This window comes from Nocardia sp. NPDC051929, from assembly GCF_044548645.1.
Taxonomy (GTDB): domain Bacteria; phylum Actinomycetota; class Actinomycetes; order Mycobacteriales; family Mycobacteriaceae; genus Nocardia; species Nocardia sichangensis.
Genome location: NZ_JBIUCG010000001.1, coordinates 141,404 through 165,074, shown reverse-complemented (window position 1 = coordinate 165,074; position 23,671 = coordinate 141,404). Strand labels below are relative to the sequence as shown.

General features: G+C 68.8%; 24 protein-coding genes. 9 read left to right on the top strand and 15 right to left on the bottom strand.

The window, feature by feature from the left end; translation table 11 throughout:
- Positions 1–2: 2 nt before the first annotated feature.
- Positions 3–620 (bottom strand): TetR/AcrR family transcriptional regulator, encoded by a 618-nt coding sequence (locus ACIHAX_RS00540; protein WP_228829715.1) that lies wholly within the window; start codon positions 618–620, stop codon positions 3–5.
- Between the two features lie 125 nt (positions 621–745).
- Here ACIHAX_RS00540 and ACIHAX_RS00535 point away from each other — a divergent pair, with 125 nt between their 5' ends.
- A complete protein-coding gene (locus ACIHAX_RS00535; RefSeq protein ID WP_397275052.1) occupies positions 746–2,806 on the top strand; it encodes a neutral/alkaline ceramidase in 2,061 nt (686 codons plus the stop codon).
- Positions 2,807–2,815: 9 nt separating this feature from the next.
- On the opposite strand, the gene ACIHAX_RS00530 is transcribed toward ACIHAX_RS00535, so the two are convergent.
- Positions 2,816–3,055 carry a DUF2530 domain-containing protein gene (locus ACIHAX_RS00530; protein ID WP_355074957.1) on the bottom strand — a complete coding sequence of 80 codons (240 nt, stop codon included), beginning with the start codon at positions 3,053–3,055 and terminating at the stop codon, positions 2,816–2,818.
- A gap of 116 nt (positions 3,056–3,171) precedes the next feature.
- Here ACIHAX_RS00530 and ACIHAX_RS00525 point away from each other — a divergent pair, with 116 nt between their 5' ends.
- On the top strand, positions 3,172–3,609 hold the full coding sequence (locus tag ACIHAX_RS00525; protein WP_355074955.1) for a MarR family transcriptional regulator: 438 nt from the start codon (positions 3,172–3,174) through the stop codon (positions 3,607–3,609).
- 48 nt (positions 3,610–3,657) lie between these two features.
- Here ACIHAX_RS00525 and ACIHAX_RS00520 read toward each other — a convergent pair whose 3' ends face one another.
- The 3 genes from ACIHAX_RS00520 to ACIHAX_RS00510 form a co-directional block, all read right to left on the bottom strand.
- Complete coding sequence (locus ACIHAX_RS00520) at positions 3,658–3,885, bottom strand: hypothetical protein (protein WP_355074953.1); 228 nt, start codon at positions 3,883–3,885, stop codon at positions 3,658–3,660.
- A gap of 200 nt (positions 3,886–4,085) precedes the next feature.
- Complete coding sequence (locus ACIHAX_RS00515) at positions 4,086–4,487, bottom strand: YccF domain-containing protein (RefSeq protein WP_355074951.1); 402 nt, start codon at positions 4,485–4,487, stop codon at positions 4,086–4,088.
- A 37-nt stretch (positions 4,488–4,524) separates the two neighbouring features.
- Entirely contained in the window at positions 4,525–5,727 is a 1,203-nt protein-coding gene (locus ACIHAX_RS00510; RefSeq protein WP_397275049.1) for a GNAT family N-acetyltransferase, read from the bottom strand.
- Positions 5,728–5,838: 111 nt separating this feature from the next.
- On the opposite strand from ACIHAX_RS00510, the gene ACIHAX_RS00505 reads away from it, so the two are divergent.
- Positions 5,839–6,642 (top strand): TrmH family RNA methyltransferase, encoded by an 804-nt coding sequence (locus tag ACIHAX_RS00505; RefSeq protein WP_397275047.1) that lies wholly within the window; start codon positions 5,839–5,841, stop codon positions 6,640–6,642.
- Positions 6,639–6,938, top strand: coding sequence for a DUF2537 domain-containing protein (locus ACIHAX_RS00500; protein ID WP_355074945.1), 300 nt, complete (start codon positions 6,639–6,641; stop codon positions 6,936–6,938). Before ACIHAX_RS00505 ends, ACIHAX_RS00500 begins: the two co-directional genes overlap by 4 nt.
- A gap of 27 nt (positions 6,939–6,965) precedes the next feature.
- On the opposite strand, the gene ACIHAX_RS00495 is transcribed toward ACIHAX_RS00500, so the two are convergent.
- The 3 genes from ACIHAX_RS00495 to serC all read right to left on the bottom strand — a co-directional run bounded on the left by ACIHAX_RS00495 (position 6,966) and on the right by serC (position 10,355).
- Positions 6,966–7,709: a DUF6928 family protein gene (locus tag ACIHAX_RS00495; RefSeq protein WP_356963706.1), complete on the bottom strand. Its 744-nt coding sequence runs from the start codon at positions 7,707–7,709 to the stop codon at positions 6,966–6,968.
- 273 nt (positions 7,710–7,982) lie between these two features.
- Positions 7,983–9,020 carry a septation protein SepH gene (sepH, locus tag ACIHAX_RS00490; protein ID WP_397275045.1) on the bottom strand — a complete coding sequence of 346 codons (1,038 nt, stop codon included), beginning with the start codon at positions 9,018–9,020 and terminating at the stop codon, positions 7,983–7,985.
- A gap of 210 nt (positions 9,021–9,230) precedes the next feature.
- Positions 9,231–10,355, bottom strand: a complete 1,125-nt coding sequence (gene serC / locus ACIHAX_RS00485; RefSeq protein WP_355074939.1) for a phosphoserine transaminase — start codon at positions 10,353–10,355, stop codon at positions 9,231–9,233.
- A gap of 64 nt (positions 10,356–10,419) precedes the next feature.
- Here serC and ACIHAX_RS00480 point away from each other — a divergent pair, with 64 nt between their 5' ends.
- Entirely contained in the window at positions 10,420–11,058 is a 639-nt protein-coding gene (locus ACIHAX_RS00480; protein ID WP_355074937.1) for a hypothetical protein, read from the top strand.
- A 25-nt stretch (positions 11,059–11,083) separates the two neighbouring features.
- Here ACIHAX_RS00480 and ACIHAX_RS00475 read toward each other — a convergent pair whose 3' ends face one another.
- Positions 11,084–11,956 (bottom strand): polysaccharide deacetylase family protein, encoded by an 873-nt coding sequence (locus ACIHAX_RS00475; RefSeq protein ID WP_364424979.1) that lies wholly within the window; start codon positions 11,954–11,956, stop codon positions 11,084–11,086.
- 110 nt (positions 11,957–12,066) lie between these two features.
- Entirely contained in the window at positions 12,067–13,215 is a 1,149-nt protein-coding gene (locus ACIHAX_RS00470; RefSeq protein ID WP_364424977.1) for a citrate synthase 2, read from the bottom strand.
- A gap of 121 nt (positions 13,216–13,336) precedes the next feature.
- Here ACIHAX_RS00470 and pdxH point away from each other — a divergent pair, with 121 nt between their 5' ends.
- From pdxH to ACIHAX_RS00450, 4 genes are all read left to right on the top strand, one after another.
- Positions 13,337–14,029 carry a pyridoxamine 5'-phosphate oxidase gene (gene pdxH / locus ACIHAX_RS00465; RefSeq protein ID WP_364424975.1) on the top strand — a complete coding sequence of 231 codons (693 nt, stop codon included), beginning with the start codon at positions 13,337–13,339 and terminating at the stop codon, positions 14,027–14,029.
- A gap of 68 nt (positions 14,030–14,097) precedes the next feature.
- Positions 14,098–15,378, top strand: coding sequence for an MFS transporter (locus tag ACIHAX_RS00460; protein WP_355074930.1), 1,281 nt, complete (start codon positions 14,098–14,100; stop codon positions 15,376–15,378).
- 191 nt (positions 15,379–15,569) lie between these two features.
- Positions 15,570–16,883 (top strand): citrate synthase, encoded by a 1,314-nt coding sequence (locus ACIHAX_RS00455; RefSeq protein WP_083880375.1) that lies wholly within the window; start codon positions 15,570–15,572, stop codon positions 16,881–16,883.
- 37 nt (positions 16,884–16,920) lie between these two features.
- A complete protein-coding gene (locus ACIHAX_RS00450) occupies positions 16,921–17,280 on the top strand; it encodes an FKBP-type peptidyl-prolyl cis-trans isomerase (RefSeq protein WP_355074928.1) in 360 nt (119 codons plus the stop codon).
- An 82-nt stretch (positions 17,281–17,362) separates the two neighbouring features.
- On the opposite strand, the gene ACIHAX_RS00445 is transcribed toward ACIHAX_RS00450, so the two are convergent.
- The 5 genes from ACIHAX_RS00445 to ACIHAX_RS00425 all read right to left on the bottom strand — a co-directional run bounded on the left by ACIHAX_RS00445 (position 17,363) and on the right by ACIHAX_RS00425 (position 23,364).
- On the bottom strand, positions 17,363–18,532 hold the full coding sequence (locus ACIHAX_RS00445) for a hypothetical protein (protein ID WP_364424971.1): 1,170 nt from the start codon (positions 18,530–18,532) through the stop codon (positions 17,363–17,365).
- A gap of 57 nt (positions 18,533–18,589) precedes the next feature.
- Positions 18,590–19,966, bottom strand: a complete 1,377-nt coding sequence (locus ACIHAX_RS00440; RefSeq protein WP_397275042.1) for a sensor histidine kinase — start codon at positions 19,964–19,966, stop codon at positions 18,590–18,592.
- A complete protein-coding gene (locus ACIHAX_RS00435; RefSeq protein ID WP_355074922.1) occupies positions 19,963–20,676 on the bottom strand; it encodes a response regulator transcription factor in 714 nt (237 codons plus the stop codon). Before ACIHAX_RS00435 ends, ACIHAX_RS00440 begins: the two co-directional genes overlap by 4 nt.
- Positions 20,677–20,798: 122 nt before the next feature.
- Positions 20,799–21,185 carry a hemophore-related protein gene (locus tag ACIHAX_RS00430; protein ID WP_355074921.1) on the bottom strand — a complete coding sequence of 129 codons (387 nt, stop codon included), beginning with the start codon at positions 21,183–21,185 and terminating at the stop codon, positions 20,799–20,801.
- A 118-nt stretch (positions 21,186–21,303) separates the two neighbouring features.
- On the bottom strand, positions 21,304–23,364 hold the full coding sequence (locus tag ACIHAX_RS00425) for an AMP-binding protein (RefSeq protein ID WP_364424968.1): 2,061 nt from the start codon (positions 23,362–23,364) through the stop codon (positions 21,304–21,306).
- Between the last annotated feature and the right edge of the window lie 307 nt (positions 23,365–23,671).

Genomic DNA, 23,671 nt, shown 5'->3' with positions numbered 1-23,671 from the left:
GGCTACTGCGCCGCGTACCCCGTGAGCATCTCGCTCAGCAGATCGAGCTGTCCGCGCACGCTCTCGCTGTCGTTGTCCACCAGCCAGCGCAGCACCACACCGTCGATGACGTTGAGCGTGAACCGGCTCAGTGTCTGCACCGGGACCGACCAGGTGTTGCCGGTCGCGTCGCGCGCGTGCTCCAGGATGTCGGCGACCGTGGAGTCGTTGAAGTTGTACTGCTCGCGCGCGATCGCGAGTTTCGCCGGGGTTTGTTCGCCCTCGCGCAACGCGTAAGTGGTCGTTTCGTAAGTGAGCAGCTGTCGTTCCGGAGTGGCTTCAATGTTCAGCCACATCAGTTCCAGACCCGCGCGGATCAATTTTTGAAGGGCTTCTTTTCCACTTCCGACGTCCTGCCAAACCGTTTCGTTCGCGTCGACGGAATCGCGCAATTCCATCGACAACGCTTTGACCAGCTCGGTCATCAGCGCGTCCTTGTTTTCGAAACAGTAATGCACCACACCGAGCGAGACGCCGGCCGCCTGAGCGACATCACGCGTGGTCACGCCCGCAACACCCTTTTTCTCGGCAAGGCCGATCGCGGCCTCGATAAGGTGGGCCCGTCGTTCTTCGACGCTCAATCGGGAGGACACCCAAGGGAGTTAAGCGCCCACGGCTCGTGCAGTCAATTCAAGGGTGGAAAAAATCTGGACTGGACGAGTGACCAGTTGTGTGGTTCGCTGCATCGGGACAGAAGGAGACGGGTATGCCGGTGTCACGCCGAACTGTTCTGACTCGGACGGCGATCGGGTCCGCCACGCTCGCGGCCGCGACGGTGCCCGGGATGAGCGACGCACTCGGCGTTCCGGCGGCCGCCGCACCGGATCCCGGCGGTTACGAGATCGGTGTCGGACTCTCCGACATCACCGGCCCGGCCGCCGAATGCGGGATGATGGGCTACTCCCAGCTCGAGCAGCAGAGCGCGGGCATCCACCTGCGCCCGCGGGCGCGGGCGTTCATCATCGGCGGCGCGGGGCGGCGGATCGTCTTCGTGGTCGCCGAGAACGGAATGATCTTCCAGTCCGTCCACCGCGGCGTGCTGACCGAACTGGCCCGGCGTTTCGGCGACCTGTACACCGAGCAGAACGTCCTGCTCACATCGACCCATTCGCACGCGACCTGCGGCGGCTCCAGCAACGACTACGCCTATAACCTGTCCATCCTCGGTTTCCAGCAGCAGGTGTACGACGCCGAGGTGAACGGGATCGTCGAGGCGATCGCAGCCGCGCACGCCGATCTCGGCCCCGGCTCGCTGTCCCTCGGCCGCGCCGAGCTGCACAACGCGAGTGTGAATCGGTCGCGCGTGGCTTGGGAGCTCAATCCGCCTGCGGACAAACAGCATTTCCCGGATGCCATAGACCCCGCGGTGACCACTCTCGTCTTGCGCAAGGGCGGGCGAACGGCGGGGACCATCACCTGGTTCGCCACGCACAACACGTCCATGACCAACACGAACCGATTGATCAGCTCGGACAACAAGGGCTACGCCGCGTTCTCCGCCGAGCACATCGAGCACGGCGTGCGTTACCTGGACGGCAAGCCCGCGTTCGTCGCTGCCTTCGCGCAGACCAACGCCGGTGACATGTCCCCGAACCTGAACCTGCGCCAAGGCTCCGGTCCCACCGAGGACGAGTTCGAGAACACCCGCATCCTCGGCGAGCGGCAGTACGCGGCGTCGAAAGAAGCGGTGGCCCAGGCCCGGTCGATCTCCGGCCCGGTCGACGGGACGCTCTGCTACATCGACCTGGCGGACATCGCGGTAGACGGCCGTTTCACGCCGGACGGCCTGCCGCGACGCACCGCACCGGCCGCGGCGGGAGTCTCGCTGATCGCGGGAAGCGTCGAGGACGGCCCGGGACTGCCCGGCGGCCCGATCCCGGAGGGCGTGCGCAACCCGTTTATCGAGTCGCTCGGCGATCCGGCCCAGCCCGCGCCGGTTTGGCTGGCGGACGCGCAGGCGCCGAAAGCGATCGCGGTGCCGTTGGGCCTGCTGCCTCCGGTGCCATGGGTGCCGAATGTGGTGCCGATTCAGCTCGTTCGCATCGGCGAGCTCTATTTGGCCGCCGCGGGCGGCGAGTTCACCATCACGTCGGGCCTGCGCATTCGCAAGGCTGTCGCCGCGGCGCTGAGCGTCCCGCTGGAGCAGGTGCTCATGCAGGGATACGCGAACGCCTACCACGAATACGTCACCACGCCAGAGGAATACGACTCCCAGCAGTACGAGGGCGCTTCGACGCTGTTCGGCCGCTACACGCTGTGCGCCTATCAGCAGGAGTTCACCCGTCTGGCTACGGCATTCGCCGCCCGTGGACCGGTGCCGCGCGGCCCGGCCCCGCGCGATGTGTCCCAGCTGCAACCGAACTTCCAGCCGGGCGCGGGTCCGGACGCGGCCGCGCCGGGTCGCGACTTCGGTGACGTGCTCGTGCAACCGCACCCGTCCTACGGTCCCGGAGACCAAGTGCTGGCCGAATTCGTCTCGGCCCACCCGAAACACGACAATCGGCGTAACGGGACGTTCCTGGAAGTGCAGCGCAGGAATGCTTCCGGCGAATGGGTGCGGGTGGCCAACGAGGGCGAGTGGGCGGTGAAATACCACTGGAGCAAGCGCGGGCTCGCCGAGTCGGTGGCCCGGTTCACCTGGGACATCCCTCTCGACGCCGAGCCGGGACGCTATCGCTTCCAGCACTACGCCACCCGTCTGGATCCCGGCGGCGCGCTCTACCCGCTCACCGGCACAACCGACGAATTCGAGCTGGTCCGAAGGTAACCAGGTCGGCTACAAGCCCGTCTGCGCGCCCTTGTCCCCGCGCCGCGCGCCGCGGCGCTGAACCAGATAGATGACCAGTCCGATCAGCCCCACCACCAGGCCCATCAGGCAGACCGGACGTGCCGACGCCCACCGGTCGCCGCCCGCCCACACCACCACGGTGGCGATCAGCCACAGCGCGCTGCCGACCGCGAGCACGGGGCGCGGGTCGGTCAGGCGCGGCGGAAGCTGCGGGACGTTCTGTGTCACGGGTCAAGCCTAATCGGCCCGGCTCGGAGGAGTCCGCCGCCCGCGCGAAGACGAGGTGGCCGCACCATGGCGGGAAGCCGCGACCGGCCGCCCTCGGTCCCGTATCGTTTGCCACTGTGACAACGCCATCGGATGTCAGAGCCCTTGCTGGTGAGCTCTCGCTGGCGGTCGTTCGACTGACGCGACACCTGCGCGGCCGTCGTGCCGACTCGCAGATTTCGCTGACTCAACTCTCCGCGCTCGCCACGCTGGCGCGCGAGGGCGCGATGACCCCGGGGGCACTCGCCGCCAAGGAACGCGTCCAGCCTCCGTCGATGACCCGCGTCATCGCCTCGCTCACCGACCTGGATCTGGTAGAGCGCAATCCGCATCCGACCGATGGCCGTCAGATCATCGTCTCGCTGTCCCCGGCGGGGCGCGCGCTCATCGCCGACGAAGCCAGCGCCCGCGAGGCATGGATGACCGAGCAGCTGTCGACGCTCACCGAGGACCAACTCGTCGTGCTCACCCGTGCCGTGGCGATCATGAAGCAGATCGTCGCGGAATCCGAGTAGCGCCACGGCCGCAACGGAGTTCGTCGCATACGCCGCCGAAGGCTCGGATCAACGCTTGGCCCGGATGATTCCGGCGCCCCACCACAGCAGGCCGCCCGCGATGGCCAGGCACAGGACGAAGGCCGGATAGACCAGAACTCCGTAGTCGTCGGCCCATCGGGGCAGGTGTGTGAGCTGGGTGGCCGCGCCGATCAGCAGCAGCACTCCCAAAGTCACCGCGATCGGCGCGAGTGGCGCGGTGTCCGAGTCGGCCCGGCGGGCGGTTCGGTCGGTCATGGTGGAGCCCTCCGTGCGGTCGGCTCGGCGCCCGCTCGGGACGCTGTGGGCACTGGAAATAAATCAGTTACCTTCTAGCTAACCTTCGCACGGAGGTGTGATTTCGTTAACACACTGTGATGCGGATCACAGTGTCGTCGCGAGATGGCGCAGCTCTTCTTCCACGGCGTCGAGCGATGGAAACCCTGGTGGACCTGGTGCTATTGCGCGCCGAACGGCCGATCACTGTCCACGATCTCCCGCCCCAGGGGGAACAGCGAGATCGGTATGAACTTCAGGTTCGCCCAGCCGAACGGAATGCCGATGATCGACAGGAACAGCGGAATGCTGGTGAGCAGATGCCCGAGCGCGAGCCACCACCCCGCGACGATGAACCAGATGATGTTGCCGATCAGCGAGCCCGCGCCCGCGCCGGGCTTCTCCACGGTGGTCCGGCCGAACGGCCACAGCACGTAGGCGGCGATCCGGAACGACGCGATGCCGAAGGGAATCGTGATGATCAGGATGAAGCAGATGATCCCCGCCGCGATGTAGCCGAGCGCCAGCCAGAATCCAGCGAAGACGAGCCACAGGATGTTGAGGATCAGCTGAATCGGCTTCATGAGACCAGCATGCCAGCCCGCGGCCCGCCGCGCGTCGTCAGAAGAACCAACCGAGCATCGCGTCCCGCTCCGCGCGGAAGGCGTCGTCGAAGGTACGCAGCTGCGCGGCGTCTTTCGCCCGCAACCGGTTCGCCGCGGCGAACACTCGCGCGGGATACGCGCCGAGATACATGCTGCCGAGCACGTCGATGCCCAGCTCGATATCGGCCGCGCGATCGGTCGGCTCGCATTCGGCCTCTCCGTTCCGCACGCGCAGTGCGAACGTGCCGCCCGCGTTTCGGAAGGGATCGGTCACCTCTAGCGTCACGTCCAAGTCGCTCGCGTAAGCGCGTGCTGTCAGTGCCGCCGGGACGTCCATCAGTCGCAGCCACAGCCCGTCGTAGCGGGCGGTGGTGCGCACCAGGCGGGGATCGGTCAGCAGATAGGGCAGCGGGTCGTGGTCGGTGAGCACGGCATCCACCCGTCGCACCAGGTCGAGTCCGAGCAAGGCCCGCCACAGGGCCGCGTGTGCCTCGGCCGTGACCGTCCGCATCTCGGCGACTTCCACCGTCCGTGCCCTGCCGTCCGCGTGGTACCGATACAGCGCGTAGCCGTCGGCGTGCAGGAGTCCGAACAGGGTGGTCCCGCCCTCCCGGTAGCGTTGCGGATCATCGAACACGATGTCCCAGGCCGCCGCAGGACGTACCTGCGCGCCGGGCACCAGCCTGCGCCATCGGTCGTAGATCGCCTCCGCCGCCGCGCGCAGCTCGCTCGGCGGGCGCAGCGTCACACCGCCGGGATCGGGTGCCGAGGGGAGGAATTCGGCGAAGCGCCGCTCGATGGCCACCGCGTTCTCCCGTGTCGCGGGACCGTAACCGAATCGGCCGTAGATGCCGCCCTCGCTCGCGGTGAACATGGTCAGAGGCAAGCCGTCGGCCTCGACGCGCCGATGCTGTTCGGTGTACATGGCGCGGAGGATGCCGCGCCGCCGGTGCGTCGGTGCGACGCCGACGCCCGCGATGCCGCACACCCGCACGGTCCGCTCGCCGGGCACGGTCACCGTCATGGTGGTGGACTGCGTGTGCCCGACGACCTCTCCACCCTCGACCGCGACGATCGAGTTCTCCGGTGGGAACAGCAGTGGATTCGGGTCCACCTCGGCCGGGTCGTAGCGGGTGCCGAACGAGGTCTCCACCAGCGTCGTGATCGCGGCCGCGTCGTCCGCGGTGGCCGACCGAATGGTGATTCCCGGCAGGGTCATGGCTCGACCATCCCACGCCCGCGTACCTGCCCGCACCGCATTTTCGCCGTCCGCGACCGCGCGGCGAACACCGATTCGGACCCGGCCGCGGCCGCCCGGCAGGATGGAGCGGTGGCCGAAGTGATCGACATCGATGACCCCGCCGACCCACGGGTCGACGACTTCCGCGATCTCAAGTCGGCCGATCGCAGGCCCGATCTACCCGGGCGCAAAGGGCTGGTGATCGCCGAGGGCGTCGTGGTGGTCCAGCGCATGCTCGATTCGCGTTTCGCGCCGACCGCCCTGCTCGGAGTGGAGCGCAGGCGCGCCGAACTCGCCGACGACCTGGTGACCGTCGACGTGCCGTACTACCGCGCCACGGCCGAGGTGATGGCCGAGGTGGTCGGATTCCACCTCAACCGCGGCGTGCTTGCCGTCGCCCGCCGCCCCACCGGTCTCGGCCTGGACGAGGTGATCGAGAAGGCGCGCACGGTCGCGGTGCTCGAAGGCGTCAACGACCACGAGAATCTCGGCGCCATGTTCCGCAACGCCGCCGGGCTCGGCGCCGACGCGATCCTGTTCGGCGACCGCTGCGCCGACCCGCTGTACCGCCGCGCCGTCCGGGTGTCGATGGGACATGTGCTGCGCGTGCCGTTCGCATCCGTGCCGGATTGGCCGGATGGTCTGGATATACTGCGGCGCAAGGGATTCCAGATCATCGCCCTCACGCCCGACCCGGCGGCGGCGAATCTGGCCGCGGCGATGACGGGGGAGCGGGTGGCGTTGTTGCTCGGAGCCGAGGGACCGGGACTGACCGAGGAGGCCATGCGGGCCACCGACGTCCGCGCGCGCATCCCCATGACGCCGGGCACCGATTCACTGAATGTGGCTACCGCGGCCGCGATGGCGTTCTACGAGCGGGTGAGGACGGCGTGACCGGACCGTACCGGCCGTATCCGTCCTACCAGGACCCGACACCGTGGGGCGCGGGCCTCACCGTGGCGTTCCTGGTGGCGCTGCTGTCGGCGGTCGCGGTCTATGCCTTCGGGGCCGCGCTGGCCGAAGTGCATCCGTTACTCGCGGTGGCGGTGAATCTGGTCGCGGCCGGCGGCGCCGCGCCCACCGCATGGCGTTGGCGTTTCGCACCGGTGACACGGTGGGTGATCGGAGGCGGCGCGGCGGGCGTGCTGCTCGGGTGGGTCATATTGCTGCTGGGCGGACTATTCGGTTGACACGGCCGGTGCCGCGGGGCGACGCGGCTAACCGACGGGGTCGTGTCCGCGCAGCCAGCCGAACAGGCCGCGCTTGCGCGAGGTCGTGTGCGCCCCGCCGTCGGTTGAGCCGCGCAGCCCCGAGGTGGGCAGCTTGCCCTTCGGGTGCAGTGCGAACTTGCAGATAGGTATGTCCCCGGGGCCGAGCGCGCCGGATGCGGCGGCCCCGCGGTAGTGGAAACCCAGCCATTCGTTGTTGGCCGCGTCGGCGAAGTCGGGCGGATCGAACGGCAGCGACTGAGGGTCGGGCAGTTCGCCCGCGCGCCAGCGCACCGGATGCTCGCCGGCCCAGTAGGACCGTTCCCATACCAGCGGAAGTCCCTCGTCCTCCAGGATGTACACCCGGGTCGAGCTGAACGACCTGCGGAACTCGCCGCGCTCCCAGTGCGCGAACGCGCCCCAGCCGTGCTCGACGTCGAACGACACCAGGTAGGTGTGCTCCGAGGCCAGCGGACGTACCAGCAACTCCGGGATCTCGGTCGGGTGGATGCGCGCGGCCTGGGCCGAGCACAGCACCGTCACGCCCGGAAAGCAACCGATGCAGACCTCGTCGATCGCCGGGCCCGCGCAACCAGCCAGCGTGCCTGCCAGGATCGGCTGCACGTCGCGGTCCTGGTGCAGTTGCTTGGCCAGTGCCAGTGCGGCTTGGGGGTCCGGGTTGTGGTTCGCGCGCAGTACCGCCAGGGGGTCCGGTGCGTCGACGTACCAGAGCGACCAAGCCTTGGACAGCATTCCGGCACCTCCCGATAGTCGCACGAATCGAACTCAGCGAACTTCGAGCAACGCGCGAAGGCATAGGCCGCGGCATCGCTGCGGTCACCGTCGGCGCTCGTCGTCGACCACACCGAAATCTACTCGCACCGCACCGGCCTCGGTGCGGCTTCGCACCGCGAACGCCGGTTCGTGACCACTGATTTCGCGCGCTTACGCGTCCCGCGATGGGTACCTGGAACCGCGCTGACGTGACTGATCGGCACGTCGAAGACCCGCGGTGGCGGGCGGCGCTCAGTGACCCGAGCTGCGTACCCCGAGCAGTACGTCCTCCCAGGACGGCATCGGGGCCTTGCCGCGCTTGCTGCGCGTCGGCTTCGCCGGAGCCTTGGCCGCGGGCTTCGCGGGCTCTTCGGGCGCGGCGGGCGTCGGCGCGGGGGTGTCCACGGTGGCGGCCGGTGGCGCGGCGGCACCGGCGGTAGGCGTCGCGTTGGCGGCGGCCGCGGGAGGCGCGGGAGGCGTAGCCGCGGCGGGCGCCGTGGCGTTGCCCGGCGGGATCGCGGCGGCGCTGCCACCGGCCGCGACGGCCCGCTGTTCGTAGTACTCGTCCAGCGTCGGCTGGCTCTGTCGGCTCGTGGTGCGCGCGGGCGGTGCGGCCGGGGCGGGACGCGGTTCGGCCACCGGCTCCGGCTGCGGCGGCGCGGGCTCGGGTTCCGGAGGCACGATCGTGGCCAGTCCGCGCAGCGCGCGTCCGAAATCCGGATCGATCAGATCGGAGGCCGGGTCGTCGAGCGGAGAAACCGAACCCCCGTGCGCGTCGGGCTGGTAGCGCCAGTGCGCGGCGATCTCGGATCGTCCGTTCTGCCACTGCAACTGGGCGACCCAGTAACCCTTCTCGTCCTTCCAGGCATCCCATTCGGCGCCCTCGATGTTGTGCCCGCGCGCGGTGAACGCGGCGGTGACCACATCGATGAGGATGTCGACGGCGGGACCGTCGGGACGGAGCGGGTGGGCCTTCTGGGCGAGTTCGGCGGCGCGGGCTCGCTCCAACAGCACCGGATAGGCGAATCGCTCGACGCGACTGGCCGGCATTCCGGATTCTTCGGTGACCTGTTCCACTGAGGCCCCTGCTCGAATACGGGCCTGGATATCGCGGGGACGCATAGTTGCTTCCATTTCGATCTCGATCTGGCCGAATCGGGCAAGGTCTCCGCGCGCGGCGGCTCGCAGTTTGTCGTCGGCGGGCAGCCGGAACTTCTGACCGGACTCGGTGTCGATACACACGATGTGCGTGGAGTCGGGCGTCACCCCGATCACTCGAAGTTCACGCACCGTTACCTCCTTATCGCGTCGACTCGCGACACCGCCCACTTTCCGAAACAGTAGTGCACATCTGAGATTCATGGGGCAGGACACGCGGCACGGAAATCTCCTCGGAGACGTCCGTGCCCCGCTAATCTGCTCTGTTCGTTCCGCTATGGCTAATTCTGCGGCGTGTCGATCCCGGGCGTGTTGCGCACTCCGGACCGAAATAGGCGGCGCTCAGCCGAGATTCTGCACGACCCAGTCGATGGCGCGGGTCAGCTGGCTGACGTCGTCCGGATCGATCGCCGGGAACATGCCGATACGCAGCTGGTTGCGGCCCAGCTTGCGGTAGGGCTCGGTGTCCACGATGCCGTTGGCGCGCAGGATCTTCGCGACCGCGGCCGCGTCGACCGAGTCGGCGAAGTCGATGGTGCCGACCACCTGCGAGCGGTGCGCCGGGTCCGTGACGTACGGGGTGGCGTATTCGCTCGACTCCGCCCAGGAGTACAGGCGCGAGGAGGAGTCGAGCGTGCGCTTGACCGCCCAGTCCAGGCCGCCGTTGTTGTTGAGCCACTCGATCTGGTCGGCGAACAGCAGCAGGGTGCCCAACGCGGGGGTGTTGTAGGTCTGATCCTTGGTGCTGTTGTCGATCGCGATCGGCAGCGACAGGAAATCGGGCGTCCAGCGGCCCGACGCCTTGATCTCCTCGACCCGCGCCAGCGCGGCGGGGCTCATCAGCGCGACCCACAGGCCACCGTCGGAGGCGAAGCACTTCTGCGGTGCGAAGTAGTAGACGTCGGCGTCGGTGATGGTCACCGGGAGGCCGCCCGCGCCGGAGGTGGCGTCGATGGCGATGAGCGCGTGGTCCGAGCCCGCGGGACGTCGCACCGGGATGGAGACGCCGGTGGAGGTCTCGTTGTGCGCCCAGCCGATCAGGTCCGCCGAAGGGTCCGACACCGGCTCCGGCGCGCTGCCCGGCTCCGCCGAGACCACGATCGGGTCACCGATGAACGGGTTGCCCTTGGTGACAGCGGCGAACTTCGAGCTGAACTCACCGTTGGTCAGGTGCAGCGAACGCTCTCGGACCAGGCCGAACGCCGCCGCGTCCCAGAAAGCGGTGGTGCCGCCGTTGCCGAGTACCACCTCGTAGCCGTCCGGCAGGCCGAACAGCTCGCGCAAGCCGGAGCGCACGCGCGCCACCACGTCCTTGACCGGCTTCTGCCGATGCGAGGTTCCGAACACCGAGGCGCCGACGTTCACCAGCGACTGCAGCTGCTCCGGGCGCACCTTGGAGGGGCCGCAGCCGAACCGTCCGTCGGCGGGCTTGAGGTCGTCGGGAATGGTCGGAAACGCAGAGGTCATGGCCAACAGGGTAGTCGGTGGTGTCGCTGTGGCGACGCCCACACTCCGGCTAACGTAAGCGCCCATGAGCATGCCGTCAGCTAACTCGGGGTGGCGCCTGCGCCGGCGGGCGCGGAATCTCCGCCTGCGCGGCGCGACGGTCTCGGACGCGATGCGGCGGGAGTTGTTGATCCGCGGGGAAGCGGGAACCGCGACGATCCTCGGCGTGCGTCCGCGCCGCACCGAACCGGGACACGTGTTCTGGGTCCGCGTGCAGCTGGCCGGCGAGTTCCCCTACGAGAGCCGGGTGCGGCAGCGAGTGCCGGACGCGGACCTGGAATGGATGCGGCCTGGTGACGTGGTGTGCTGCCGGGTGGACCCGCGCGACCGCGATCGCCTGGTCCTGTACGTGCCCGACCTCGAAGAAGCGGGCCGGGCGAGCATCGCGAAGATCCTCGCCGACGGCCGCCGCGCCGACGCCACCGTGCTCGCCGCCGCGCCGGTCGCGGCCGACTACTCCGGTCGTGACGACCCGGTGCTGCGGCTGGACCTCGAACTGCGCGCCTGGGACGAACCCAAGCCGTGGCGGGTACGGCTGGTCCAGCCGGTGCCGCTGCACGCCCTCCGGCTGGTCGACCTGGGCAGGCATCTGGAGGTCGCCTTCTTCGAAGTGGACCGCGGCGACACGGTCGCCGTCGACTGGGTCGCCTCGCTCGAGGAGTAAACCTCTGGCGAATACGGTCGAGCGGCTACAGGTGCACGAAGGTGAAACCCATGGCGCGAATCTTCGGCAGCGCCGCGATCATCCCCGCTCCGGTTCCGGAGCGCGGCCGATGCATATGGGCCAGTGAAATAGCGCCGGGCGCGGCCGCATTCATCGCCGATTGCACTTGAGTGGCCGACGCGGTCGCGCCGAAATCGGCGTTGATACTGAAACCGACCGGGGTTTCGCCCAATTCGTTGACGATGGACACCGCGACGTCGTCGTAATGCGCGGTGCCCGCGCGGAAGAATCGCGGCGGCTTGCCGGTGATCGTGGTGAGCAACTCGTGGTTGGCCCACACTTCGTCGGCCGCCTCCCGCGCCGAAGCGGTTCCCGCGATGCCATAGGCTTCGCGGCCGTTCACCGACAGCGGTTTGTGCGCCACACCATGGTTGGCCAGTTCGAAGAGCGGATTCGCCGCCAACTGCGCGGTACGCGCGCGGTTGGCATCGATCCAGCGTTTGTTGAGGAACAACGTCGCCGGAATTCGCTCGCTGATCAGGAAGTTCACCAGCGACTCGTCGATGTCGTTGTTGCCGGTCCCGCCGCAGGCGTCGAAAGTGAGCGCCATCTGTTTGCCCGCGGCGGTGAAAGCACTTGTGATTCCCGCCATCTCGACGCCCCACCGCTTCGGCGAGATCCCGGCGTGCCTGGCGGCGACGGCGACCGGTGTGCCCGCGTCCAGGGACGCGGAGACGGGAGCGGCCCGCATCCCGGTGGTGGCGCCGGGCGCGACCGACGCGCGCGCCTGCGTGAGAGCCGTGTTCTGTGTGGTGCCGCACCCGGTGGCGGCGAATCCTGCGGCCAGAGCGGCGCCGACGCCGAGCATCCGCCGCCTCGATATTCCTTCGTCCAGCATCCCTCTAGTCCTCTAGCTTCCCCTCCCGGATGCTACGCGAGCCGGACGTGACGGCGGGACAACAGCTTCCGCCGTCACGTCCGGCTCGCGGTCGTGACGCTGTGGTCGCGCTACGTGTGCGCGATCGTGGCCCAGCCCTCGACGTCCTCGGGCCTGCGAGGGGAGGGGCCGGTGTAGATGGCCGCCGGGCGGACCAGCTTGCCCAGCTGCTTCTGCTCCAGGATGTGCGCGCACCAGCCCGCGGTGCGGCCGCAGGTGAACATGGCGGGCATCATGTGCGCGGGCACCTCGGCGAAGTCCAGGATCACCGCGGCCCAGAACTCCACGTTGGTCTCGATGGCGCGGTCCGGACGGCGTTCGCGCAGCTCCGCCAGGGCGGCCTGCTCCAGTGCGGCGGCGACTTCGTAGCGCGGCGCGGCCAGCCGCTTCGCGGTGGCGCGCAGCACGCGGGCGCGCGGGTCCTCGGCCCGGTAGACCCGGTGACCGAAGCCCATCAGCTTCTCCTTGCGGTCCAGGATGCCCTTGACCAGCGCGCGCGCGTCGCCGGTGCGCTCGACCTCTTCGATCATCGGCAGCACGCGCGCGGGCGCGCCGCCGTGCAGCGGGCCGGACATGGCGCCGATCGCGCCGGACAGCGCCGCCGCGACGTCGGCCCCGGTAGAAGCGATCACCCGGGCGGTGAAGGTGGAGGCGTTCATGCCGTGCTCGGCGGCGGAGACCCAGTAGGCGTCGATGGCCTCGGTGTGGCGCGGGTCCGGGTCACCCTTCCAGCGGGTCATGAAGCGCTCGGTGACCGTGGTGCACTCGTCGATCTTCTTCTGCGGGACCGCGGGCTGGTAGATGCCGCGCGCCGACTGCGCGACGTAGGACAGGGCCATCACCGAGGCGCGGGCCAGGTTCTCGCGAGCGGTCTCGTCATCGATGTCAAGCAGCGGCTGGTAGCCCCAGATCGGCGCGAGCATGGCCAGCCCGGCCTGCACGTCCACGCGCACGTCACCGGTGTGCACCGGGAGCGGGAACGGCTCGGCGGGCGGTAGACCGCGCCCGAACGATCCGTCGACAAGTAGCGCCCACACGTCACCGAAGGTCACCCGGCTCCCGACCAGGTTCTCGATGTCGACTCCGCGGTAGCGCAGCGCGCCGCCGTCTTTGTCCGGTTCGGCGATGTCGGTGGTGAAAGCCACCACGCCCTCGAGGCCACTGACGAAATCGCTGGGAACGGTGGCCTGCCCACCGGAAACCGCGGGGCTGGTAGTCATGTCGCGACTCTCCTTGCACTTGGGTCGCATGTTCTCGCCGATGGGAAGTTGTCGGATTTGACGAGCACATGCCGATCATCAAAACCTTAGCTCCCCGCTACCGAAGAGTAACGTCTGCCCCATGCGTGACCTGGACAATTCATCGGATCTCGCGGCCATGCGGGTCGACTACGGCGGCCTACCGCACGGCGGCAACGACGACGTCGACTTGGACGAGACCTGGCTCGCCGGCGGCTGGGAGCCGCTGCTGCGACATTGGATCGAACAGGCCACCGCGGTCGGCATCGCCGAACCCAACGCGATGGTGCTGGCCACGGTGTCGCTGGCCGACGGCACGCCGCGGCCGGTCGCGCGGACGGTGCTGTGCAAAGGGCTCTCCCCGGAGGGTGTGATCTTCTACACGAACTACGACTCGGCCAAGGGCGCTCAGTTGACTGCCCTCCCGTATGCCGCGGTCACCTTCGTCTGGCCCGCGCTGGGCAGGCAGGTGCACTTGCGCGGCGCGGTCGAGCGGGTTTCCGCCGAGACGACGGTGGCCTACTGGCGTTCCAGGCCGCGGGACTCGCAGCTGGGCGCATGGGCCTCGCGCCAGTCCCAGCCGATCGGCTCCCGGGCCGAACTGGATCGCACGCTGGCCGAGACGACCGCGCGATTCGCCGATACCGACGAGATCCCGGTGCCGCCGCACTGGGGCGGTTTCCTGGTCCGTCCCGACGAGGTCGAGTTCTGGCAGGGACGGCGCGGCCGGTTGCACAACCGCATCCGGGTGCGGATCCAGGACGCGGGGACCACGGTCGAGCGCTTACAGCCCTGACGTATTCCCAGCGCGGGCGTGAGAATTCTCGCGTCGATCCGGAGGGGAGGACTGATTACGCTGCGGCGGTGAAACTGCTCGCCGACACCACTCCGCTGCGCAATCCGGACTTCCGACGCCTCTGGAGCTCGGGCATCGTCACCATGATCGGCGCGCAGTTGTCCGTGGTCGCGGTTCCGCAGCAGATCTTCCAGATCACCGGCAGTTCCGGTTACGTCGGCTTGGCCGGTCTGTTCGGCTTGGTGCCACTGATCGTGTTCGGCCTGTGGGGCGGCGCGCTCGCCGACGTGCTGGATCGGCGCAGGCTCCTGCTGATCACCAACTCGGGCACCGGCCTCACCGCCCTGGCCTTCTGGTTGCAAGCGGTGGCAGGGGCGGACAACGTGTGGCTCGTGCTCGGCCTGTTCGCCGTGCAGCAGGCGTTCTTCGCGGTGAACCAGCCCACCCGCAGCGCCACCATCCCCCGCCTGTTGCCGGAAGGCCAACTGGCCGCCGCGAATTCGCTGAACATGACGGTGATGCAATTCGGCGCCATCGCGGGTCCGGTGCTGGCGGGGGTGCTCATTCCCGTCGTCGGGCTCGCCACGCTCTACCTGATCGATGCGGTCGCGCTGCTGGCCACGTTGTGGGCGGTCTGGCGGCTGCCCGAGTTGCCGCCGACCGGAACGGTGCGCCGCGCCGGATTCCGCACCGTGCTGGACGGTTTCGGTTACCTCGCCACGCAACGGGTGCTGCTGGCGTCGTTCGCGGTGGACGTGATCGCCATGGTGTTCGGCATGCCGCGCGCGCTGTTCCCGCAGATCGCGCACGAGACCTTCGGCGACCCGGCGACCGGTGGCGTCGCGCTCGGCCTGCTGTTCGCCTCGATGTCGGCGGGCGCGGTGCTCGGCGGCGTGTTCTCCGGGTGGATTCCGCGCATCCGCAGGCAGGGCTTCGCGGTGCTGGTCTGCATCGCGCTGTGGGGGCTGGCCATGGTCGGCTTCGGCCTCGCCGTCGGGCTCACCGGCCACGGTCTCGGTCTCGGCGCCGGGCTGTGGATTGCGTTGGTGTGCTCGGCCTTCGGCGGCGCGGTGGACATGGTCTCGGCCGCGCTGCGGGTCACGATGCTGCAGACGGTGGCCACCGACGAGCTGCGCGGGCGGCTGCAAGGGGTGTTCACCGTGGTGGTCGCGGGCGGCCCGCGCATCGGTGATGTTGCCCACGGTTTCGCGGCAGCGAGCCTGGGTACCGCTGTAGCCGCGGCGGGCGGCGGTGCGCTCGTGGTGGTGGGTGTACTGATCGCGGCGGTCGCGTTTCCGGCCTTCACGCGTTACCGTGTCGGTCGCGCTCCTGCCGAAATCGCCGTGTGACGTGCAGTGCTAACGCTTGGCGACCGCGTTTCGCGGTAGCCACCGGACCTCACCGCGCCGGGACGTGTTTGTGAGCCGCCGCAGGACTACCCTCCGGTATTGTCCGCGTCGGCCAACGGCTAGCGTTGAGGCAAGCGCATCGTGCGCCACCGCGCCGGTGCCTGTGGTTCTAGCCTGAGAGGGATCCTTCCGTGCCCGCTGAGAACATCATCAACGTCGACGACGACGCCAAGCCGGTCCTTTCCTACCCCGGCGGCGAGTTCCCGATGACGGTCACCAGGGCCGCCGAGGGCAACGACGGGATCGAGCTGGGAAAGCTGCTGGCCAGCACCGGGTATGTGACGTACGACCCGGGCTTCATGAACACCGCCCCGACCAAGTCGGCGATCACCTATATCGACGGTGAGGCGGGCATCCTGCGCTACCGCGGCTACCCGATCGACCAGCTCGCGGCGGCCTCGACCTTCATCGAGGTCAGCTACCTGCTGATCTACGGCGAGCTGCCCACGCAGGCCCAGCTCGAGGACTTCACCGACCGCATCCGCAGGCACACCCTGCTGCACGAGGACCTGAAGCGGTTCTTCGACGGCTTCCCGCGCAACGCGCACCCCATGCCGGTGCTGTCCTCGGCGGTGAACGCCCTGTCGGCCTACTACCAGGACTCACTGGACCCGCGCGACCCCGAACAGGTCGAGCTGTCCACCATCCGGCTGCTGGCCAAGCTGCCCACCATCGCGGCCTACTCGTACAAGAAGTCGGTCGGCCAGCCCTTCCTCTACCCGGACAACTCGCTGAGCCTGGTGGAGAACTTCCTGCGGATGACCTTCGGCTTCCCGGCCGAGCCCTACGAGGTGGACCCCGAGGTCGCCGCGGCGCTGGACATGCTGCTCATCCTGCACGCCGACCACGAGCAGAACTGCTCCACTTCGACCGTGCGCCTGGTCGGCTCGTCCGACGCCAACCTGTTCACCTCGGTGTCCGGCGGCATCAACGCGCTGTGGGGCCCGCTGCACGGCGGCGCGAACCAGGCCGTGCTGGAGATGCTCGACGGCATCAAGGCCAGCGGCAGCGACGTCAAGGAGTTCATCCGCAAGGTCAAGAACAAGGAAGACGGGGTGAAGCTCATGGGCTTCGGTCACCGCGTCTACCGCAACTACGACCCGCGCGCCTCGATCGCCAAGAAGCACGCCGACGCCATCCTGAGCAAGCTCGGCGGCCACGACGAGCTGTTCGACATCGCCCAGGCCCTGGAAGAGGCCGCGCTCACCGACGACTACTTCATCGAGCGCCGCCTGTACCCGAACGTCGACTTCTACACCGGCGTCATCTACAAGGCGATGGGCTTCCCGACCCGCATGTTCACCGTGCTGTTCGCGATGGGCCGGCTCCCCGGCTGGATCGCGCACTGGCGCGAAATGCACAGCGAGCCGCTGAAGATCGGCCGTCCCCGGCAGATCTACACCGGCTACGGCGCTCGCGATTACCGCGAGATCAACAATCGCTGACGAAATCCATCCACCATCTATCGAAGGGGATAGCCGAATGACCAAACCGGAGATCGAGTTCCAGGCAGGGCCCGCGCCCACCGAGCTGGTGATCAAGGACATCATCGAGGGCGAGGGCAAAGAAGCCGTGCCCGGCGGCACCGTGGAAGTGCACTACGTGGGCGTCGAATTCGAATCCGGCGAAGAGTTCGACTCGTCGTGGAACCGCGGCGAGTCCATCACCTTCCCGCTGCGCGGCCTGATCCAGGGCTGGCAGGACGGCATTCCCGGGATGAAGGTCGGCGGTCGTCGTCAGCTGACCATCCCGCCGGAGCTGGCCTACGGCGGGGCTGGCGGCGGTCACCCCCTGTCCGGCAAGACGCTGGTCTTCGTGATCGACCTGCTGAACGCCAACTAGTCTGGCGGCGCCGCGTGTTCGCGGCCCTCTTATGGCTCGCGTATGGCCCGTCTTCTTAGAAGAAGACGGGCCATCGTCGTATCTACTTCCTGACGATCTCGACCGGGTCGGTCAGGGCCGCTGCCAGCGCTGCTTGCTGGGTGCTGCTGCGTTGCGGCAGCGCGGCCACCGCCTTGTCGGTTTGCGTGCTCAGGTTGCGCACGATGTTCTGTAGCTGGCTCACACCGCCGGTGAGCTGGCCGATGGCGCCGACCAGTTGAGCGCCGCCCTGTTCGGCGAGCTGCGGGAGGCCCTCGGCGAGTTTCGCGCCTTCGGACAGTTGCGCGCTCGCGCTGGTCAGGCGGTCGACGACGGTGCGGAGCAGGGTGCCGAGATCGGTGTCGGGGTCGACCGCGCCGCCGACGAGCGAGCCGAGGCCGGTCAGCTGGGATCCCGCCTGCGCGGACACGCCGCGCAGCGCTTCCAGCTTCCCGATGATGTCGGCGAGTGCCGGGTCGCTCGCGAACGGCAGCGCGCGCAGCAGCGGCAGGATCTGGTCGAGTCCGCCGCTCACCGTGTTCGCCGTTCGTTCCACCTGCGCGATCGTGATTCCGGTCGAATCGAGGGCCGCGGCGAGCCGGCCCGCTTGCGCGGCGGCGCCGTCGACGGTGGAGTTCAGCAACGCGATGGCCGAAGTGAGTTGCGCCGATCCGGATTTCGCGAACTCCAGGAAGCCGAGCAACTGATCTGCGCCGGAGCTGAACTGGTCGGCTCCCGCGGCGGCCGCCTCGACGCCCGCGTTGAGCAACTGGGCGCTGAACTGCACCTGCGACATCTGCGACCTGGCCTGTGCGACGGCGGTGAGCGCGGCGTCGACGCCTGCCGCGCCGATCCGGTGCGTCACCGCGGTCATCGCGCCGTGCACCAAGTCGGCGTCGGCGTGTTCGTTCGTGTCCACGGTGACCTTGGCCCGCTTCGGTTCGGGCCCGGCCAAAGTGCCCATAGACGCCGTGAGGTCGGCGGGCAGCGTGATCACCGCGGCGTAGTCGTCGGTGTTCGCCTCACCCGGCGCCGCGGCGGTCCATTCGTAGCCGCCCGCGTCCTGCAACGCCTTGACCACGCGCGCCCCTGTCGGCCCGGCATCGGCATTGACCAGCGCGATCCCCGTCGGCCCCCGATCCGTCCCGGTCCATGCGGTGAGCCCGGCGCCGAGCGCTCCAGCTGCGACGAGGGCGACGACGAGAAGGCCCCAGCGGGCGCGTTTTCCGATCACGCCGCAGACCCTAAACGCGAGTTATGGCGCCCCCCTTGGCGTTTCTCTGAGAGTTGTCTAAGTTGCCGACCGCTCTGGTAAGTCCAGGACCAAGCGGATGCCGCCGAGCGTACCCGCGTCGAAATAGGCCCGGCCGCCGTGGAGTTGGGCCTGCTGAGCGACCAGAGCGAGGCCGAGTCCGGACCCACCCTTGCTCGCCTGGCTGCCGCGGAAGAAGCGGTCGAAGACGGCCTCGCGCTCCTGCGGCGGGATGCCGCGCCCGTTGTCATCGATCGAGATCACGATGTGGCCGTCGGGCGCACGGTGCGCCGAGACCAGGGCCTCGGTCGCTCCGCCGTGTTTGACCGAGTTGGCCAGCGCGTTGTCCACCGCCAACCGCAGCCCGGCGGGCAGGCCGCGGGTGACCAGCTCGGCGTCGGAATCGATGCGCACGACCAGGCCGGCGAAGTGCCGCATGGCATCGTGCGCGGCTTGGTCGCACAGGTCGCCGACGTCGGTAGCGACGTGGTCGCGCTCATTGGTCAGGTCGCCGGTGGCCAGCCGCTCCAGCGCCGCGAGCGTGCTCTCCACCCGGCCCTGGCTGCGTTGCAGGTCGCCCAGGATCTCCGACCGCTGCGACTCGTCCAGGTCGAGTGTGCGCAGTACCTCGAGATCGGTGCGCATCGCGGTCAGCGGGGTGCGCAGTTCGTGGGCGGACACGGCGGCGAAGTCGCGGGCGGTCTCCAGTGCGGCGGCGGTCTGCGCCTGCGCCTGGTCCACCCGCTGCAACATGGTGTTCACCGCGTCGGCCAATTGCTCCGCCTCGTGCACGCCCGCACCCTCCACCGGCGCGTGCGGATTGCTCGGATCGGGAAACGCGCTGCGTGCGCCCACCTGCCGAGTGAGCCGGACGATCGGGCGCACCGCAGCGCCCGCGAGCAACCAGCCGAGCCCGGCGGCGGCGGCGATGGCCAGCAGCGCGCCGCCGAGCACCCATCGTTGCTGCTCGGCGGTGGCCTCGGCCGCGTCCGCGGCGGGTATGCCGATTGCGACCACGCGGCCCGCGGGCTGCTTCTCGGTGGTGGTCAGGATCCGGTAGGGGGTGCCGCCCACCGGCACGGTGCGGGAGCCGGTGGGCAACTCGGGTAGTTCCGTGGGCGTGCTCGCGACCACCTCGCCGTTGTCCCGGACGGTCACCGCCATGTTGTTGTTCAAGCCGGTCAGGCTGATGAACCGGACGGCGATCTGCGGCTCGATCAGCACGATTCGCGCCGCGACGTCGAGTTGCTGGTCGGATTGCCGCACGTTGTTGCGCTCGATGGCGCGGATGCTGATCAGGCTGATCAGCGTCACGATGATGATCGCGCCCGCGGCTGCCGCGCCCGCGACGCGGGTGCGCAGCGAAAACGATCGGCGCCGACGGGTTTTCGGCGGTGCGGCGGCGGGCACCGTCATTTCGGCGCTCGCAGCACGAACCCGACGCCGCGGATCGTGTGCAGCAACCGGGGAGTGCCGTCCACCTCGAGTTTGCGGCGCAGATAGCCGACGAACACGTCCACCACATTGGTGTCGGCGGCGAAGTCGTAGCCCCACACCAGTTCCAGCAGACGTTCCCGGCTCAGCACCACTCCGACGTTCCTGGCCAGCGTCGACAGCAGTTCGAATTCCCGCTTGGTGAGTTCGATCTCGCGGCCGTGCAGCAGCGCGCGGTAGCCGGCGACGTCCACCTCGAGCGGGCCGATGGCGACCGCTCCCGGGGTCGCGGGGGCTGGTACGTCCGACCGCCTGCGCAGCAGCGCCCTGATCCGGACCACCAGTTCCTTCAGCACGAATGGTTTGACCAGGTAGTCGTCGGCGCCGGACTCCAGCCCAGCGATGCGGTCGTCCACCGACGCGCGGGCGCTGAGCACACAGATCGGCACCTCGTTGCCCATCGCGCGCAAGGCGGTCACCACGCCCGCGCCGTCGAGCACCGGCATGTTCATGTCCAGCACGATGGCGTCGGGCGCGTTCTCGTTCACACTGCGCAACGCCTGTGCGCCGTCCCTGGCCACCAGGACTTGGAAGCCGGACAAACGCAGCCCGCGCTCGACCGAGGCGAGCACGTCCTCGTCGTCGTCGACGACGAGAACCGTCGGGTTCGAGGTCGAGGTCACGTCGTCCATTCTGCTCCCCGCCTCCGTGAATCTTCGGTCGTGCGAGTCGGCGCGCGGACTCGCGTTCGGAACCAGGGGATGACCCGCCGGAATACGGAAATGCCCGGCGAGTCACCCATGTTTCCGCGGGATCAGTAGTTGTGGCAGGTCTCCGCCACGACGCGGATGGTGTCGCGCAACTGCGCGGTCCGCGGGTCGTTCTCCGCCTGGCGCGCCGCGTCCGGGTTCTCGTCGATGGCCCGCCGCAATTCGGCCCTGCGCTGCTCGACCGGCTGGTCGAACTTGCGTTGCAACTCGGCCTTCTGGTTCGGGTTCGCGTCGAGCATCGCGGCCAGCTGCGGCGCCTTGTCGTGCAGGGCCGCGTCGACCTGGGCGAACGAGCAGTCCGAGGTCAGCAGGGGCTCGGCGTATTCCATCGGGCCCGCGGCGGCGATAGCGGGGCTCAGTAGCAACGTGACCGTGGCGATTCCACCTGCTGCCGCGGCGGCGACGGCGGGGCGGCCTACGGAACGTTTCATGTCTCTGCCTCCAGATCATCGAGGGGTTTCGGGCGGTCTCGAGGCTATTTCGAACTGCTGGCACCGACATGAACATCCTCTGAGGAAACTCTGAGGACGTTAACGGCGGTGCGGAAACTCAGGACGGCGCAACCGGATCCACGTCCGGCGCCACTACGTCGTCGGTGTTCTCCGTGCTGTGCGCCGGGTCCCGCCATTCGGGACGCGCCGCGCGGATCTGCTGCTCCAGCGCCACCAGCACCGCCGGATCCTCGATGGTGGAAGGCACCTCGAAAGTCTCGCCGGAGGTGATCTGCCGGATGGTCTTGCGCAAGATCTTGCCGGACCTGGTCTTGGGCAGCGCGGTCACGACGATGGCGTCGTGCAGCGTGGCGATCGCGCCGACGTGGGTGCGCACTCGCTCGATCAGTTCGTCGCGCAGCCGGTCGGGATCGATGTCGACGCCGGACTTGAGCACCACGTACGCCAGCGGCCGGTGCCCCTTGAGTTCGTCGGGCAGCCCGATGACGGCGCATTCTGCGACGGCCTCGTGCCCCGCGATGGCCGCCTCGATACTGCCCGCCGAAAGCCGGTGCCCGGCCATGTTGATCACGTCGTCGCTGCGGCCGAGGACGTACAGGTAGCCGTCCTCGTCGAAGTAGCCGGAGTCGCCGGTGAGGTAGTGGCCGGGATACGCGGAGAGATAGGAGCGCTCGTACCGGGCCTCGTCCCGCCAGAGGCCGGTCAGCGTGCCGGGCGGCAGCGGCAGACCGATGACGATGTTGCCTTCGGTGTTCGGCGCCACCGCGTTGCCGGAGGAATCGAGCACGCGTAGTCGATAGCCGGGCACCGGTACCGAGGCCGAGCCCGGTTTGATCGGCAGCTGCTGCAGGCCGAGCGGGTTCGCGCAGACCGGCCAGCCGGTCTCGGTCTGCCACCAGTGATCCACGACGGGGCAGTCCGAGCGGCCCGCGAGCAGGGTTTCGTCGGCCCAGGCGTAGGTGGCCGGGTCCAGGCGTTCGCCCGCGCAGAACAGCGCGCGCAGGGAGGACAGGTCGTGGCGGCGGGCCAGCTCGGCCTCGGGGTCGGCCTTGCGGATGGCGCGTAGCGCGGTCGGGGCGGTGAACAGCACGTCGACCTTGTGCTTGTCCACCACCCGCCAGTACGCGCCCGCGTCCGGGGTGCCGACCGGCTTGCCTTCGTACAGCAGCGTGGTGGCTCCGACCAACAGCGGCGCGTAGACGATGTAGGAGTGCCCGACCACCCAGCCCACGTCGGAGGCGGCCCACATCACCTGGCCCGCGTCGACGTCGTAGATGTTGCGCATCGACCAGGCCAGGGCGACCGCGTGCCCGCCGTTGTCGCGGACCACCCCCTTCGGCTTCCCGGTGGTGCCGGAGGTGTAGAGGATGTAGAGCGGATCGGTCGCGGCGACCGACACCGGGTCGGCCCGCGGCGCGTCGCGGACGGCGTCGTCCCAGTCGAGCCACTGCGCGGCCACGGTCTCCGCCGAACTCGGCAGGTACTCGGTGGCGGGCTGCGGCGCGGGAAAGTGGATTGTGTCGAACTGCGGCCGCTGCTTGACGATCACCGTGCGCGGCGCGGTCGTCTCGGCGAGATCCAGCGCGTGCAGCACGATGGGCGGGTATTCGATCTGCTTGCCCGGTTCCAGGCCACCGGACGCTGTGATGATCAACACCGGCTCGGCGTCATCGATGCGCGCGGCCAGCTCCGGGGCCGCGAAGCCGCCGAACACCACCGAGTGCACCGCGCCGATGCGGGCGCAGGCCAGCATCGCGATCACCGCTTCGGGGATCATCGGCAGGTAGATCACCACGCGATCGCCCGCGGCGACGCCCAGCCGCGCCATCGCCCCAGCGAACCGCGACACCTCGTCGAGCAGCTCGGCGTAGGTGTAGACAACGGTGGCGTCGGTCATAGCCGAGTCGTATATCAGTGCGGGCTGGTCGGCGCGGCTCGGCGAGTCGGGGGTGGTGGGGTGGACGTGGCGGTCGAGCGCGTTGAAGGAGGTGTTGAGCCGGGCGCCGGAGAACCACCTGGCTACCGGGCGGGCGCCGCTGTCGACGATCTGCGTCGGCGGCACGTCCCAGTCGATCGCTTCGGCCGCGCCGGCCCAGAACTCGGCTGGATCCACCAAGCTGGTCTGGTAGGCCGGTCGGTACTCGTGCCGCACGTTCAACCCCGTGACTCCCTAGCCTCGCCTCGATGCCCGCCTCGATAGATCTGGTTGATTGTGGCAGACTTCACGCGACGCCCGGGTGGGTGCCGCTACCTTTGGTTTTGCCTGGAACCGGCAGGTCAATGATCGCGACATCACGCCCCGTCACCCAAGAAGTTATTGATCCGTTAGAATCTGATGTCACTTATTTGGGCCGTCGTAGACGCAATTTCTCGGCCAGCCGCAGCTCTCGGCCAGCTCCACCTGTCGAGCCAAGCACGCGATTGTGGAGGTTCGGTTGATGGCGCGTGGTAGAGGCCAGTTTGGA

Excerpts from the sequence above, each read along its gene's own strand:
- ACIHAX_RS00515 (WP_355074951.1), bottom strand. The coding sequence starts at position 4,487 with ATGAAGCCGATTCAGCTGATCCTCAACATCCTGTGGCTCGTCTTCGCT.
- ACIHAX_RS00475 (WP_364424979.1), bottom strand. The coding sequence starts at position 11,956 with ATGCTGGACGAAGGAATATCGAGGCGGCGGATGCTCGGCGTCGGCGCC.
- ACIHAX_RS00535 (WP_397275052.1), top strand. The coding sequence starts at position 746 with ATGCCGGTGTCACGCCGAACTGTTCTGACTCGGACGGCGATCGGGTCC.
- ACIHAX_RS00495 (WP_356963706.1), bottom strand. The coding sequence starts at position 7,709 with ATGCTGTCCAAGGCTTGGTCGCTCTGGTACGTCGACGCACCGGACCCC.
- ACIHAX_RS00435 (WP_355074922.1), bottom strand. The coding sequence starts at position 20,676 with ATGGACGACGTGACCTCGACCTCGAACCCGACGGTTCTCGTCGTCGAC.
- serC (WP_355074939.1), bottom strand. The coding sequence starts at position 10,355 with ATGACCTCTGCGTTTCCGACCATTCCCGACGACCTCAAGCCCGCCGAC.
- ACIHAX_RS00450 (WP_355074928.1), top strand. The coding sequence starts at position 16,921 with ATGACCAAACCGGAGATCGAGTTCCAGGCAGGGCCCGCGCCCACCGAG.
- ACIHAX_RS00440 (WP_397275042.1), bottom strand. The coding sequence starts at position 19,966 with ATGACGGTGCCCGCCGCCGCACCGCCGAAAACCCGTCGGCGCCGATCG.
- ACIHAX_RS00430 (WP_355074921.1), bottom strand. The coding sequence starts at position 21,185 with ATGAAACGTTCCGTAGGCCGCCCCGCCGTCGCCGCCGCGGCAGCAGGT.
- ACIHAX_RS00470 (WP_364424977.1), bottom strand. The coding sequence starts at position 13,215 with ATGACTACCAGCCCCGCGGTTTCCGGTGGGCAGGCCACCGTTCCCAGC.
- pdxH (WP_364424975.1), top strand. The coding sequence starts at position 13,337 with ATGCGTGACCTGGACAATTCATCGGATCTCGCGGCCATGCGGGTCGAC.
- ACIHAX_RS00520 (WP_355074953.1), bottom strand. The coding sequence starts at position 3,885 with ATGACCGACCGAACCGCCCGCCGGGCCGACTCGGACACCGCGCCACTC.
- ACIHAX_RS00510 (WP_397275049.1), bottom strand. The coding sequence starts at position 5,727 with ATGACCCTGCCGGGAATCACCATTCGGTCGGCCACCGCGGACGACGCG.
- ACIHAX_RS00480 (WP_355074937.1), top strand. The coding sequence starts at position 10,420 with ATGAGCATGCCGTCAGCTAACTCGGGGTGGCGCCTGCGCCGGCGGGCG.